The 13,817-nt window shown below is 66.3% G+C and carries 11 protein-coding genes; 4 read left to right on the top strand and 7 right to left on the bottom strand.

Annotated features, from left to right (window positions below; translation table 11 throughout):
* Positions 1-768 (top strand): KUP/HAK/KT family potassium transporter (locus HU218_RS11790; protein ID WP_174875140.1); only part of this gene is annotated, 768 nt, incomplete at its 5' end.
* 10 nt (positions 769-778) lie between these two features.
* On the opposite strand, the gene HU218_RS11795 is transcribed toward HU218_RS11790, so the two are convergent.
* The 4 genes from HU218_RS11795 to aptA form a co-directional block, all read right to left on the bottom strand.
* The gene (locus HU218_RS11795) at positions 779-1,774 is read right to left on the bottom strand and encodes a sensor domain-containing diguanylate cyclase (protein ID WP_174875141.1); all 996 of its coding nucleotides are present in this window, start codon (positions 1,772-1,774) and stop codon (positions 779-781) included.
* 198 nt (positions 1,775-1,972) lie between these two features.
* Positions 1,973-3,280 (bottom strand): NAD(P)/FAD-dependent oxidoreductase, encoded by a 1,308-nt coding sequence (locus HU218_RS11800; RefSeq protein ID WP_174875142.1) that lies wholly within the window; start codon positions 3,278-3,280, stop codon positions 1,973-1,975.
* A gap of 336 nt (positions 3,281-3,616) precedes the next feature.
* Entirely contained in the window at positions 3,617-5,110 is a 1,494-nt protein-coding gene (locus tag HU218_RS11805; protein WP_174875143.1) for a CoA-acylating methylmalonate-semialdehyde dehydrogenase, read from the bottom strand.
* A 66-nt stretch (positions 5,111-5,176) separates the two neighbouring features.
* Positions 5,177-6,517 carry an omega-aminotransferase AptA gene (gene aptA, locus HU218_RS11810; protein WP_174875144.1) on the bottom strand — a complete coding sequence of 447 codons (1,341 nt, stop codon included), beginning with the start codon at positions 6,515-6,517 and terminating at the stop codon, positions 5,177-5,179.
* 104 nt (positions 6,518-6,621) lie between these two features.
* Between aptA and HU218_RS11815 the strand changes: the two genes are divergently transcribed.
* The 3 genes from HU218_RS11815 to HU218_RS11825 all read left to right on the top strand — a co-directional run bounded on the left by HU218_RS11815 (position 6,622) and on the right by HU218_RS11825 (position 9,855).
* Entirely contained in the window at positions 6,622-7,539 is a 918-nt protein-coding gene (locus HU218_RS11815; protein WP_174875145.1) for a LysR family transcriptional regulator, read from the top strand.
* Positions 7,540-7,623: 84 nt separating this feature from the next.
* Positions 7,624-8,430: an AraC family transcriptional regulator gene (locus HU218_RS11820; RefSeq protein WP_174875146.1), complete on the top strand. Its 807-nt coding sequence runs from the start codon at positions 7,624-7,626 to the stop codon at positions 8,428-8,430.
* 33 nt (positions 8,431-8,463) lie between these two features.
* Entirely contained in the window at positions 8,464-9,855 is a 1,392-nt protein-coding gene (locus HU218_RS11825; RefSeq protein ID WP_217450804.1) for an NAD(P)/FAD-dependent oxidoreductase, read from the top strand.
* Between the two features lie 10 nt (positions 9,856-9,865).
* Here the strand turns inward: HU218_RS11825 and HU218_RS11830 are convergent, their stop codons facing one another.
* The 3 genes from HU218_RS11830 to fdhF are packed head-to-tail and all read right to left on the bottom strand — an operon-like array spanning position 9,866 to position 13,811.
* Positions 9,866-10,096, bottom strand: a complete 231-nt coding sequence (locus tag HU218_RS11830; protein ID WP_174875147.1) for a formate dehydrogenase subunit delta — start codon at positions 10,094-10,096, stop codon at positions 9,866-9,868.
* Between the two features lie 14 nt (positions 10,097-10,110).
* Positions 10,111-10,956, bottom strand: coding sequence for a formate dehydrogenase accessory sulfurtransferase FdhD (fdhD, locus tag HU218_RS11835; RefSeq protein ID WP_174875148.1), 846 nt, complete (start codon positions 10,954-10,956; stop codon positions 10,111-10,113).
* Positions 10,953-13,811, bottom strand: a complete 2,859-nt coding sequence (gene fdhF / locus HU218_RS11840; RefSeq protein WP_174875149.1) for a formate dehydrogenase subunit alpha — start codon at positions 13,809-13,811, stop codon at positions 10,953-10,955. Before fdhF ends, fdhD begins: the two co-directional genes overlap by 4 nt.
* Positions 13,812-13,817 lie beyond the last annotated feature (6 nt).

The raw sequence follows: 13,817 nt of genomic DNA on the forward strand, positions 1-13,817 counted from the left end.
GGCATCGCGGTGACCGGCACCATGGTGATCACCACCATCCTCACCTTCATGGTGGCGCGGCAGCAGTGGCAGTGGTCGCCGCTCAAATGCGTGCTGATCCTCGGCAGCCTGCTGCTGGTGGACATCGCCTACTTCAGTGCCAATGCCTTCAAGCTGCTGGAGGGCGGCTGGTTCCCGCTGGCGATGGCGCTGCTGATCTTCACGGTGATGACCACCTGGAAGCGTGGCCGCGAGCTGGTGCATGACAAGTTGGCCGCAGACGGCATGCCGCTGGCACAGTTTGTCGAGCTGATGGCGCCGGCGGTACCGCGGGTGCAGGGCACCGCCATCTTCATGACCTCCGACCTGCACAGCACGCCGCATGCCCTGCTGCACAGCATGAAGCACTACAAGAGCCTGCATGAACGGGTGGTGATCCTGAAGGCGGAGGTGGCCGATACCCCGCATGTACCGGCAACCGAGCGGGTGCAGGTCGAGGTAATGGGCGAACAGTTCTACCGCGTGCAGGTGCTGTTCGGCTTCATGGACGAACCGGACGTGCCGCAGGCGCTGGTGCAGTGCGAGGCGCAGGGGCTGGTGCTGGAGATGATGGACACCTCGTTCTTCCTCGGCCGCGAAACGCTGATCCCCAAGGTAGGGGCGGGAGTGATGAGCCGCTGGCGCGAGAAGCTGTTCCTGGCGATGTTCCGCAATGCCGGCGCCGCCTCGGCCTACTTCCGCCTGCCGCCGAACCGGGTGGTGGAGCTGGGCTCGCAGCTGGCGCTGTAGCGGCGGGCGTTCAGCCGGAAATAGTTGCGGTGTTGGCGACGTAGTGACGCACGCGGCTGCGGCCGCCGGCCTTGGCGGCGTACATGGCGGCATCGGCATGCTGTACCAGCGCCTCGGCACTGCTGCCGTCCGCCGGATACAAGCTGGTGCCGATGCTGGCTCCCAGCGCGACCAGGTTGCCGTCGAGGCTGAAGCTGCGGTTCAGCGCCGCCAGGATGCGCTGGCTGACGTGTTCCACCGACGGGCAGCCGGCCTCGTCGCGCAGGAACAGGATGAATTCGTCGCCACCGAGGCGCGCCACCAGGTCGCCCTCGCGGACAATCTGCCGCAGCTCGCAGGCGACGGCACACAGCGCCTTGTCGCCAATCACATGGCCGAAGCGGTCGTTGAGTTCCTTGAACAGGTCCAGGTCGACAAACAGCACCGCCAGGCCGCGCGCCTGCCGGCCGGCATCGGCGATGGCATCGCCCAGCTGGTGGTAGAACTCGGCGCGGTTGGGCAGACCGGTCAGCGCATCGTGGCGGGCCATGCGCAGCAGCGCCAGCTCGTTTTCCTTGCGCGGGGTGATGTCGACGTGGGAACCCATGATGCGCAGCGGGGTGCCATCGGCCGCGCGCTCCAGCACCCGGCCACGATCCCACAGCCAGGTGATGCGGCCATCCGGGCCGATGGTGCGGTACTCGGCCTCGTAGCTATCGCTGTCGCCGCGCAGGTGGGCCTGGTAGTTGGCCACCACCCGTTCGCGGTCATCCGGGTGCACCTTGGCATACCAGATGTCGAAGTTCGCAGCCATGTCGCCAGCCTGGAAGCCTTGCAGGTTGAACACCTGCAGCTCGCCTGTGGCCAGCAAACCCTGCCACAGGCACAGGCCGGTGCCATCCAACGCAGCATTCAGTTTTTCCTGCAGCGTGACATTTTCCTGCTGCAACGTAGCCAACTGCTGTTGCAGGCGGCTCAGCTCGTGTTGCAGCTGCTGGCGGTCAGGTCGACGGGGCTGGTTATCCATGTGCGGCATACTGCGACAGGCAGCGCTGGTGGTTGGTGGGGTGGCGGATACTATAACAAGCCCTGCTCATGTCATGCGGGTAATGGCTGCCGCCCGTGGTCGCCATGCAGTGCTGCAACTGCCGGGGGTGGCGGCCAGCCGGTGCCTGCGGCCAACGTTGGCCGCAGCTTGCCGCACCCGCCGGCATTGCGCGGCGAGTTAGCGCAGCTTTTCCAGCAGCTGGTAGTACCACATGCCGGCGGCCAGCAGCGGGTTGCCCAGCTTGCTGCCCAGCGGCACCTTGACGTGCTTGCAGGCGGCAAAGGTATCGAAGCTCGCCAGCGTGCCGGTAATCGCCTCGGCCATGATTTCACCCATGATGTGGCTGCTGGCCACGCCGTGGCCGGAGTAGCCCTGGCAATACCACACGTTGTCCGACAGCTTGCCCAGTTGCGGAATGCGGTTTACCACGATGCCCATCGCGCAGCTCCACTCGAATTCGATTTCCACGTCCTTGAGCTGCGGAAAGGTGCGTTCGATACAGGGGCGCAGTTCGGCGGTGATATCGCGCGAATCGCGACCGGAGTAGTTGGCGCCGCCGCCGAACAGCAGGCGGCCATCGGCGGTCATGCGGTAGTAATCCAGCACGAAGCGGCAGTCATATACCGCCAGGTCCTGCGGGTTGAGCTGCTTTGCCAGCTCACCCAGCGGGCGGGTGGTAATGATGCCACCCATGGCCGGGAAGATCTTGCCGCCCAGCTTGTCCTGTTCCAGCTTGTGGTACACGTCGCCGGCCAGCAGCACCTGCCTCGCGTTGATGCGGCCCTGCGCGGTGACGATGGCCGGGGTCGCACCGTGCACGATATCCAGTACCTCGGTGTGTTCGAAGATCAGTGCCCCCAGGCTGGCCGCAGCGCGCGCCTCGCCCAGACACAGGTTGAGCGGATGCAGATGCAGGTTGCGGGTGTTCTTCAGCGCACCCTGGTAGAGGTCGGTGGCCAGGTGCTCACGCACGCCGGCGGCGTCCAGCAGCGTTACCTGATCGCCCATGCCGCGGCGCTGGGCCTCCTCAAAGCTGCTGCGCAACTCGGCCATGTGCGCCGGTTTCATCGCCGCATGCAGATGACCGTGCTTCAGATCGCAGGCGATGCCGTACTTGGCCACGCGCTGCAGGATGATGTCGTGGCCGCGCCAGCGCAGCCACCAGATGAAATCGTCCACCGCGTTACCCAGCGTGTTGCGCATCTGTTTGCGCATTGCCTCGTCGCCAGACAGGCTGCCGGTGACCTGGCCGCCGTTGCGGCCGCTGGCGCCCCAGCCGATCTTGTTCTGCTCGACGATGGCCACTTTCAGGCCGCGCTCGGCCAGCTCCACGGCACTGGCCACGCCGGTGAAGCCGCCACCGATGATGGCCACGTCGACTGCCACCGTGCCTTGCAACGGCGGGTAGTCGCTTTCCTGCTGGATGGTGGCGCTGTAGTAGGACGGGCTGCGTGGCTGACTGCCGCCTTGGTAGCGTGCATTCATGTCTGACTCCGTAATGCGGAAATAGTAGGTAGCCCGGTTAAGCCGCAGGCGCATCCGGGGATCAGGCTGCATCCGGGAATGCTCAGGTGGACAGGCGGGCAAAGTAGGGGAGTGCTGCGCAGGCAGCGGAGTCAGGCGGGGTCGGGGTGCGGGTTGCGCGCGTGGCGGCAATGGTACTGTGCCCAGAACGCCAGTACGGCATTGATCACGCCCAGACGGGCGTGACAACGCGGGGGCTGCATAGGGCAGCGCCCGCGTGTGATGCTGTGCTGGCCGTGGAGGCGTGGCATGGCGGGGTAGCCGGCAGCCACCGGGCGGTGGCTGCCGTGGCCCGTGTTACAGGCTGGGGAAGGCGAATTGCGACGCCTCGTGGTTGGCGCGCTGCGGCCAACGTTGGGTAATGGTCTTGCGCTTGGTGTAGAAGCGCACGCCATCCGGACCGTAGGCATGCAGGTCGCCAAACAGCGAACGCTTCCAGCCGCCAAAGCTGTGGTAGGCCACCGGTACCGGCAGCGGGACGTTGACGCCCACCATACCGACTTCGATCTCGTCGCAGAACAGGCGCGCGGCTTCGCCATCGCGGGTGAACAGGCAGGTGCCGTTACCGTATTCGTGGTCGTTGATCAGCTGCATGGCTGCTTCCAGACTGCCGACGCGTACGATGCACAGCACCGGCCCGAAGATCTCCTCGCGGTAGATGGTCATCTCCGGGGTCACCTTGTCGAACAGCGTGCCGCCGACGAAGAAGCCCTGCTCATGGCCAGCCACCGACAGCTGACGGCCATCCACCACCAGCTCGGCCCCCTGGGCCACGCCGCTGTCGATATAGCCCTTCACCTTGTCGCGTGCCGCGCCGGTGACCAGCGGGCCCATGTCCAGACCGCAGGAAGTACCAGCGCCGATCTTCAGCGCCGTAATCTTCGGCACCAGTTTTTCTACCAGCTTGTCGGCCACCTGGTCGCCTACCGCCACCACCACCGAAATCGCCATGCAGCGTTCGCCGCAGGAGCCGTAGGCCGCGCCCATCAGCGCATTGACGGTGTTATCCAGATCGGCATCCGGCAGTACCACGGCGTGGTTCTTGGCGCCGCCCAAGGCCTGCACGCGCTTGCCGCGCTTGGTGCCTTCGCTGTAGATGTACTCGGCAATCGGCGTGGAGCCGACGAAGCTCAGCGCCTTAACTTCCGGCGCCTCGATCAGCGCATCGACGGCAGCCTTGTCGCCGTGCACCACGTTGATCACGCCCTTGGGCAGGCCGGCCTCATGCAGCAGCTGGGCGATGAACAGCGTGGAGCTCGGGTCGCGCTCGGACGGCTTGAGGATGAAGCAGTTGCCGCACACGATGGCCAGCGGATACATCCACAGCGGCACCATGGCCGGGAAGTTGAACGGGGTGATGCCGGCCACCACGCCCAGCGGCTGGTGGTCGGACCAGCTGTCGATATTCGGGCCGACGTTGCGGTTGTATTCGCCCTTCAGCAGCTCCGGTGCGCCGCAGGCGTATTCCACGTTCTCGATGCCGCGCTGCAGTTCGCCGACCGCATCTTCGATGGTCTTGCCGTGCTCTTCGCTGATCATGGCGGCAATCTTGTCGCGGTTGGCTTCCAGCAGCTGCTTGAAGCGGAACATCACCTGCGCACGCTTGGCCGGCGGGGTGTTGCGCCAGGCCGGGAACGCCGCCTTGGCCGCGGCTATGGCGGCCTGGATGGTGGCCTCATCGGCCAGCGCCACCTGGCGCACGGCTTCGCCGATGGACGGGTTGAACACCGGGGCGGTGCGGCCAACGTTGGTGACGAGTTCACCATTGATCAGGTGTTGTACGGTAGTCATGTCTAGTGCTCTCTTTATCTGGGAATCTGCTTGGCCGCACGCGCCGTGGCGTGCGGCGAATGTCATTTACGCGAGTTGGTTCAGCACGCTGCCTACCGCATCGAACAGCGTGTCCAGCTGTTGCGCCGTGGTGTTGAAGGTCGGTCCGAACTGCAGCGTGTCGCCACCGAAGCGCACGTAGAAACCGGCCTGCCACAGCTTGATGCCGGCCTCGTACGGGCGGATGGCGGCGTCGCCATCGCGGGCAGCCAGCTGGATAGCACCGGCCAGGCCGCAGTTGCGGATGTCCAGCACGTGCTTGCTGCCGCGCAGGGCATGCAGTTTTTCCTCGAACACCGGTGCCAGCGCGGCGGATTGCTCGATCAGCTGGTCACGCTGCAGCAGGTCCAGGGTGGCGAGGCCAGCGGCGCAGGCTACCGGGTGGCCGGAGTAGGTGTAGCCGTGGGTGAATTCGATCATGTGCTCGGGCGTGCCCTGCTGCATGAAGGTGTTGTAGATCTCGCTGGAGGCAATCACGGCACCCAGCGGAATCGCGCCGTTGGTGACCTGCTTGGCGGTGTTGATGATGTCCGGGGTCACGCCGAAGTACTCGGCGCCGGTCCACTTGCCCATGCGGCCGAAGGCGGTGATCACCTCGTCAAAAATCAGCAGGATGCCGTGCTGGCTGCAGATCTCGCGCAGGCGCTGCAGATAGCCCTGCGGCGGCACGATCACGCCGGCGGAACCGGACATCGGCTCCACGATCACCGCAGCGATGTTGGAGGCGTCGTGCAGCTCGATCAGTTTCAGCAGTTCATTGGCCAGCTCCACGCCGCCGGTCTCGGCCATGCCCTTGGTGAACGCCATGCCCGGCTGCAGGGTGTGCGGCAGGTGGTCGGCATCCATCAGTTGGCCGTACAGCTTGCGGTTGCCGCCGATGCCACCCAGCGCGGTGCCGGCGATGTTCACGCCATGGTAGCCACGGGCGCGGCCGATGAAGCGGGTCTTGCTCGGCTGGCCCTTCAGGCGCCAGTAGGCCTTGGCCATCTTCACCGCGGTGTCGGCGCATTCGGAGCCGGAGCCGGTGAACAGCACGTGGTTCAGCCCGTCCGGCATGATGCTGGCAATCTTGTCTGCGAGGCGGAAGGCTAGCGGGTGACCGTACTGGAAGCCCGGCGCGTAGTCCAGGGTGCCCAGCTGGCGGGACACCGCTTCCTGGATTTCCGCACGGTTGTGGCCGGCGCCGCAGGTCCACAGGCCGGACAGGCTGTCGAAGATGCGGCGGCCCTTGTCGTCGATGAAGTAGTTGCCCTCGGCGCCGACGATGATGCGCGGATCACGCTTGAAGGCGCGGTTGGCCGTAAACGGCATCCACTGGGCATCGAGATTCAGGTCGCTGACGGCAAATTGGTCGTTGCTGTTGTACATGACGTGGCTCCTGTGAGCGCTGTGTTGATGCCGCCAGCTTGCATTAAGAAGGTAGGTGAGTTAAATCACATCTTTCTCACGTTAAGTTGAGTAATTACCAAACAATGAGCAAGAAGCCATCCCTGGGGCAGGTCAGTGATTTCGATATCCGCCTGCTGCGCCTGTTCAAGACCGTGGCCGAGTGTGGCGGCTTCTCGGCAGCGGAAAGCGTGCTGGGCATCAGCCGCTCGGCGATCAGCCTGCACATGGGCGATCTGGAAAAACGCCTCGGCATCCGCTTGTGCCAGCGCGGCCGTGCCGGCTTTGCGTTGACCGATGAAGGCCGCGAGGTGCTGCACGCCAGCCACACCGTGCTGGCGGCCATCGAGGCGTTCCGCAGCCAGGTCAACCAGCTGCACCAGCAGCTGCGCGGCGAGCTGAACATCGGCATCGTCAACAGCCTGGTGACGCAGTCGCGCATGCGCATCACCCAGTCGCTGCGCGCGCTGAGCGAGCAGGGGCCGGGGGTGCACATCAATATCGGCATGATGACGCCCAGCGACATCGAGCTGAAGGTGCTGGACGGCCAGCTGCACGTCGGCGTGGTGCCGCTGGTCAGCCCGCTGGCCGGGCTGGATTACATCCCGCTGTACGACGAGCACTCGCTGCTGTACTGCAGCCAGGGGCACCCGCTGTTCTGGCGCGACGATGCCGACATCAGCGCCGCCGATATCGCCGCCTCGCCGGCGGTGATTCCGGGCTTTCGCCTGCCGCCGGAGGCGCAGCAGTGCCAGCAATTGCTGGACGGCAGCGCCACCGCCAGCGACCGCGAAGGCATTGCCTTCCTGATCCTGACCGGCCGCTACATCGGCTACCTGCCGGACCACTTTGCCGCCAGCTGGGTGGCGCAGGGCAAGCTGCGCGCCATCTGTCCGGCCGAGCGCCACTATCAGGTGCCGCTGACGGTGGTGACGCGCAAGGGGCGGCGGCCGAATCTGGTGCTGGAAAAATTCCTGGCCGAGCTGGCGGTCAGCAACGGCTGAAGCGGCTGGCCGGCTACCGTTGCCGCCGCTTTTATCGCATGCTGCATGCGGCCAACGTTGGCCGCGTAACCGGGACTGAATCCGATGGATAGCCAAGGCTTCAACGACGATACCTACCAGGCCGTACTGCGCTACCACCTGGCGTGGCGGCAGCGCGATCTCGACGCCATTCTCGCCTGTTACCACCCGGACATTGCCTATCACGATCATCTGCAGAACCGGGTGTTCACCCTGGCCGAGTTGCGGGACTACGTGCAGGCCGCGCTGCCCGCTGGCAGCAACGAACACCTGGCACACAGTGACCGCATCCGCGTGGATGGTGACACCGCCTTCATCCAGTACCGGCTGGCGCTGCAGGGCGGCCGCGCGCTGTTTTGCAGCAGCGAGGCCATCACGGTGCGGCAGGGGCAGCTGAGCTGCATCCACGAATACGCCACCCTGCAACGGCAAGATAGCCAGCAGGGCGGCGCTGACAATCGCAGCGCGCTGGCGCGGCTGGGGCTGTCGGCGCGGCAGCTGGGCCGGTTGGCCGCCGATCTCGACAGCTATTTCCGCCAGCAGCGGCCGTTTCTCGACCCGGACTGCAATCTGCAGGCGGTAGCGGCGGCTACCGGCTACAGCCGCAACCAGCTGTCCTATCTGCTCAACCAGGTGCTGTGCCGCCGTTTCTACCAGTACGTCAACGAGGCGCGGGTGCGCTACCTGCTGGCGGAACTGGCCGGCCAGCCCAGCCGGCAGCGCATCGACGAGCTGGCGTTTGCCGCCGGCTTCAATTCGCTGTCGGCGTTCTACCGCGCCTTCCGTGACCATACCGGCATGACGCCGTCGGCCTATCTGCGCCAGCTTGCCTGCGTGCCCGCAGCAACGACAGCCCCCGCCAGCGCCGGCTAGGGTAGGCCCGTGACTAACGGGGAGGGTGGCAGAGTGCAGGCAAGCGAAATCAGTTTGTGGATGGACCAGCTGGGCAGCGTGCCGGCGGCGCCGCCCTTGGCCGGCGATACCGCTGCCGACGTGGTGATTGTCGGAGCCGGTTACACCGGGCTGTGGACCGCCTATTACCTGAAGCAGCTGGCACCGGCGCTGGATGTGGTGGTGCTGGAGGCGCACACCGCCGGTTACGGCGCCTCCGGCCGCAATGGCGGCTGGGTGATCGGCGAGCTGGCCGGCGAGGACCGGCTGCTGGCCGGCCTGGATGCCGGGCAACGTGCTGCTTGCCTGGCGCTGCTGCGCGACATCCCGGCCGAGGTTGGCCGCGTGGTGGCGCGGGAAGGGCTGGACTGCGACTTCCGCCACGGCGGCGTGCTGTATTGCGCCGCACGCTATCCGGAACAGGCAACCCGGCTGCGCGCGCAGCTGGCGCACTGGCATGCGCATGGCCACGGTCCGCAAGACTTTGCCTGGCTGGAGGTCGCCGCGCTGCAGCAACAGCTGCGGCTGGCGCAGCCGTATGGCGCGGTGTTTTCGCCGCATGTCGCCACCATCCAGCCGGCGAAGCTGGTGCGCGAGCTGCGCCGCTGCGTGCAGGCGCTGGGGGTGCGGCTGTACGAACACAGCCCGGTCAGCGCCATCCGCCCGCATGAGGCGGTGACCGCACAGGGGCGGGTGCGTGCCCGCTGGGTGGTGCCGGCGCTGGAGGCCTACACCGCCGGCGTGACCGGCGTGCGCGCCCAGCAGATTGCGGTGCAGAGCATGATCATCGCCACCGAGCCGCTGCCGCCGGCGCTATGGGCGCAGATCGGGCTGGCGCACGGTCAGGCATTCAGCGAATGGAGCCGGCTGGTGAGTTACGGCCAACGTACCCGCGACAACCGGCTGGTGTTCGGTGCCCGTGGCGGCTATCGCTTCGGCGGCAAGTTGCGGGCGTCGTTTGCCCTGACCGCAGACGAGGTGGCGCTGCGGCGCAAGCTGATGCTGGAGTTGTTTCCGATGCTGGCGCAGGCGCGCATCACCCACGGCTGGGGCGGCAACCTTGGCGTGGCGCGCGGCTTTGCGCCGCAGGTGGTGGTCGATGCGGCCAACGGTGTGCTGAGCGCCGGCGGCTATGGCGGCGAGGGCGTCGGCGCCAGCAATCTGGCTGGCCGCACCCTGGCGGCACTGATCTGCGGCACGCAAGATGCCATCTTGCAGATACCGTGGCAGACCACGCCGGACAGGCTGCGGCGCTGGGAGCCGGAGCCGCTGCGCTGGCTGGGCTACAACGGCATCATCCGCAGTTTCGACTGGGAAGACCGGGTGCTGAACGACCCTGGCAGTGCTGGCTGGCAGCGCCGGCTGGCACAAGGGTTGGCCGCCGGCATGGAAGGCTTGATGCAGTAGCGGCGGCGGCTTACTGCGCGGCAGGCTGCCAGCTGTCGTCGGCCTGCAGCGCCTCGCGCACGATGGGGCTGAGGTTGGCCGCATCCTGCTGCAGGATTTGCTGCAGCGCGCGGCGCATGCGTGGCTCCCAGAAGCGCTTGATGTGCAGGGTGATGCCGGCCAGTGCTTCCTGCCGGTCCGGCATGGCTTCGAAGAAGCTGCCGATCTGGTTGGCCATGTGGGTCAGGTGTTGGGTATCCATGAGCGTTCTCGGGGTCAGTCGCAGTGGGTGTCGGGGGCGGCGGCGCGGATGCGCTCGGCGTGGCTGTAGGCCACCCAGCGTTCCGGTCTGGCAAAGCCGATCAGGCACAGCCCGGCCGCCTGCGCGAGGTCGGTGGCCAGCCGGGTGGGGGCGGAGATCGCCACCAGACAGCCAAAGCCGGCGGTAACGGTTTTCTGCACCATTTCCATGCTGGCGCGGCTGGTCACCACCACGAAGCCGTCCAGCACGGCGGGGCGCGATTTCAGCACCGCGCCGATCAGCTTGTCCAGTGCATTGTGGCGGCCAACGTCTTCGCGCACCACGCGGATGCTGCCATCGTCGCCGCACCAGGCGGCGGCGTGGGTGGCACCGGTCAGTTGTTGCAGCGTCTGGTGCTGGCGCAAGTCCGCCAGCGCGCGGCGGATGGCCTCTTCGTGCACCACGCCGGGGTGGGCCAGTGGTTGCAGCGGTCGCACCGCGTGCGCCAAGCTCTCGGTGCCGCACAGGCCGCAGCCGGTGCGGCCGGTCAGATTACGGCGCATTTCCTTCAGCCGCGCAAAGCGGGCGCTGGCGATCTCCAGTTTGACGGTAATGCCGTCGCAGCCGCTGTCCTGCTGGATGTCGAACACCTCGTGCACGCTATCGACGATGCCTTCGCTGAGCGCAAAGCCGAGCGCGAAGTCCGCCAGGTCCAGCGGTGTCGCCAGCATCACCGCGTGCGAGATGCCGTTGAATTCCAGCGCCACCGGCAGCTCTTCCGCCAGCGTGTCCTGCTGTGCGCTCACCGTGCCAGCCTGCCAGGTTTGCACCTGGCAGCGGCTGGCGCCGGCGGGGGCGGGTGCTTGTTCCGGAGCCATCATGCCTTGCCTTCGTTGCTAGCGGCCTGCTCCAGCAGCTCAAGCTGGGTTTCGTTGAAACGCTGGTAGTCCTGCTGCCATTCCGACGGCTGCGTGACCGGCAGCACCTGCACCGCGGTGACCTTGTATTCCGGGCAGTTGGTGGCCCAGTCCGAGTTGTCGGTGGTAATCACGTTGGCGCCGGATTCCGGGAAGTGGAAGGTGGTGTACACCACGCCCGGCTGCATGCGCTCGCTGACCTTGGCGTGCAGCACCGTTTCGCCGGCGCGGCTTTGCACGCCGACCCAGTCGCCATCCTTGATGCCGCGTTCCTCGGCATCGTGTGGGTGGATTTCCAGCACATCTTCCGCATGCCAGGCCACGTTGTCGGTGCGGCGGGTCTGCGCGCCGACGTTGTACTGCGACAGGATGCGGCCGGTGGTGAGGATCAGCGGGAAGCGGCGGGTGATCTTCTCGTCGGTGGCCACGTACTGGGTGACGAAGAACTTGCCCTTGCCGCGCACGAAGCCGTCGATGTGCATGGTCGGGGTGCCATCCGGCGCAGCGTCGTTGCACGGCCACTGCACGCTGCCGAGTTTGTCGATCTTCTGGTAGCTGACGCCGGCAAAACTCGGGGTCAGTCGCGCGATTTCGTCCATGATCTGCGACGGATGGCTGTAGTCCATCTTCAGCCCCAGCGCGTTGGCCAGCAGCTGGGTGACTTCCCAGTCGGCGTACTTGGCCAGCGGTTTCATCACCTGGCGCACGCGCGAGATGCGGCGCTCGGCGTTGGTGAAGGTGCCGTCCTTTTCCAGGAACGAGGCACCGGGCAGGAACACGTGCGCGTACTTGGCGGTTTCGTTGAGGAAGATGTCCTGCACCACGATGCATTCCATCGCCGACAGCGCGGCGGTGACGTGCTGGGTGTTGGGGTCGGACTGCACGATGTCCTCGCCCTCGCAATACAGGCCCATGAAGCTGCCGGACAGCGCGGCGTCGAACATATTCGGGATGCGCAGGCCCGGTTCCGGGTCCAGCGTCACCCCCCACGCCTGCTCGAACAGCTGGCGGGTGGTGGTGTCGGAGATGTGGCGGTAGCCCGGCAGCTCGTGCGGGAACGAGCCCATGTCGCAGCTGCCCTGCACATTGTTCTGGCCGCGCAGCGGGTTGACGCCGACGCCCTCGCGGCCAACGTTGCCGGTGGCCATCGCCAGGTTGGCAATGCCGATCACCATGGTGGAGCCCTGGCTGTGCTCGGTGACGCCCAGGCCGTAGTAGATGGCGGCGTTGCCGCCGGTGGCGTACAGCCGCGCCGCGCCGCGCACCAGCTCGGCCGGCACGCCGGTGATGGCGGCGGTAGCTTCCGGCGAGTTTTCCGGCTTGGCGACGAAGTCGCGCCAGTCGTGGAAGGATTTTTCTTCGCAGCGCTCAGCAATGTAGTCGTTGGCCAGCAGCCCTTCGGTGACGATCACGTGCGCCAGCGCGGTGATCATTGCCACGTTGGTGCCCGGTTTCAGCGCCAGGTGGTAGTCGGCCTTGATGTGCGGGCTGCCCACCAGGTCGATCTTGCGCGGGTCGATCACGATCAGCTTGGCGCCTTCGCGCAGGCGTTTTTTCATGCGCGAACCGAACACCGGATGCGCATCGGTGGGATTGGCGCCGATTACCAGGATCACGTCGGAATGCTCCACCGACTTGAAGGTCTGGGTGCCGGCCGAGGTGCCCAGGGTCTGGCCGAGACCATAACCGGTGGGCGAGTGGCAGACGCGGGCGCAGGTGTCGACGTTGTTGTTGCCGAAGCCGGCGCGGATCAGCTTCTGCACCAGGTAGGTTTCTTCGTTGGTGCAGCGGCTGGAAGTGATGCCGCCGATGGAGTCCTTGCCGTACTTGGCCTGCAGGCGCTTGAACTCGCTGGCGGCGTAGGCGATGGCTTCTTCCCAGCTGACTTCGCGCCACGGGTCGGTGATCTTGCTGCGGATCATCGGCTTGGTGATGCGCTCCGGATGGGTGGCATAGCCCCAGGCGAAGCGGCCCTTGACGCAGGCATGGCCTTCGTTGGCCTTGCCGTCCTTCCACGGCGTCATGCGCACTACCTGGTTGCCTTTCATCTCGGCCTTGAAGCCGCAGCCGACGCCGCAGTAGGCGCAGGTGGTGATCTTGCTGTGTTCCGGCTGGCCGAACTGGATCACCGATTTTTCCTGCAGCGTGGCGGTGGGGCAGGCGTCGACGCAGGCGCCGCACGACACGCACTCGGACTCCATGAACGGCTGATCTTGTCCCGGTGACACGCGCGATTCGAAGCCGCGGCCGGAGATGGTCAGCGCGAAAGTGCCCTGGGTTTCCTCGCAGGCGCGCACGCAGCGGTTGCAGACGATGCACTTGGCCGGGTCATAGCTGAAGTACGGGTTGGACTCGTCCTTCTGGCTGTCCAGGTGGTTGGCGCCGGCCAGGCCGTAGCGCACTTCGCGCAGGCCGGTGACGCCGGCCATGTCCTGCAGTTCGCAGTCACCGTTGGCCGCACAGGTCAGGCAGTCCAGCGGGTGGTCGGAGATATACAGCTCCATCACCCCCTTGCGCAGGCTTTGCAGCTTGTCGCTCTGGGTGCGCACCACCATGCCGGCTTCGGCCGGGGTGGTACACGAGGCGGGAAAACCGCGGCGGCCGTCGATTTCCACCAGGCACAGCCGGCAGGAGCCGAACGGCTCCAGGCTGTCGGTGGCGCACAGCTTGGGCACCATGCTGCCGGCCTCGGCGGCGGCGCGCATCAGCGAGGTGCCTTCCGGCACGGTGACCTGCTGGCCGTCGATTTCCAGGGTGACCATGCGCTCGGAGACGCGGGCCGGGGTGCCGAAGTCGGTGTCGTGAATCTGGGTGTTCATCGTCTG

Source organism: Vogesella oryzae, assembly GCF_902829295.1.
In the GTDB taxonomy this organism is placed as follows: Bacteria; Pseudomonadota; Gammaproteobacteria; order Burkholderiales; family Chromobacteriaceae; genus Vogesella; species Vogesella oryzae.

Excerpts from the sequence above, each read along its gene's own strand:
- HU218_RS11800 (WP_174875142.1), bottom strand. The coding sequence starts at position 3,280 with ATGAATGCACGCTACCAAGGCGGCAGTCAGCCACGCAGCCCGTCCTAC.
- HU218_RS11830 (WP_174875147.1), bottom strand. The coding sequence starts at position 10,096 with ATGGATACCCAACACCTGACCCACATGGCCAACCAGATCGGCAGCTTC.
- fdhD (WP_174875148.1), bottom strand. The coding sequence starts at position 10,956 with ATGATGGCTCCGGAACAAGCACCCGCCCCCGCCGGCGCCAGCCGCTGC.
- HU218_RS11815 (WP_174875145.1), top strand. The coding sequence starts at position 6,622 with ATGAGCAAGAAGCCATCCCTGGGGCAGGTCAGTGATTTCGATATCCGC.
- fdhF (WP_174875149.1), bottom strand. The coding sequence starts at position 13,811 with ATGAACACCCAGATTCACGACACCGACTTCGGCACCCCGGCCCGCGTC.
- HU218_RS11820 (WP_174875146.1), top strand. The coding sequence starts at position 7,624 with ATGGATAGCCAAGGCTTCAACGACGATACCTACCAGGCCGTACTGCGC.
- HU218_RS11795 (WP_174875141.1), bottom strand. The coding sequence starts at position 1,774 with ATGGATAACCAGCCCCGTCGACCTGACCGCCAGCAGCTGCAACACGAG.
- HU218_RS11805 (WP_174875143.1), bottom strand. The coding sequence starts at position 5,110 with ATGACTACCGTACAACACCTGATCAATGGTGAACTCGTCACCAACGTT.
- aptA (WP_174875144.1), bottom strand. The coding sequence starts at position 6,517 with ATGTACAACAGCAACGACCAATTTGCCGTCAGCGACCTGAATCTCGAT.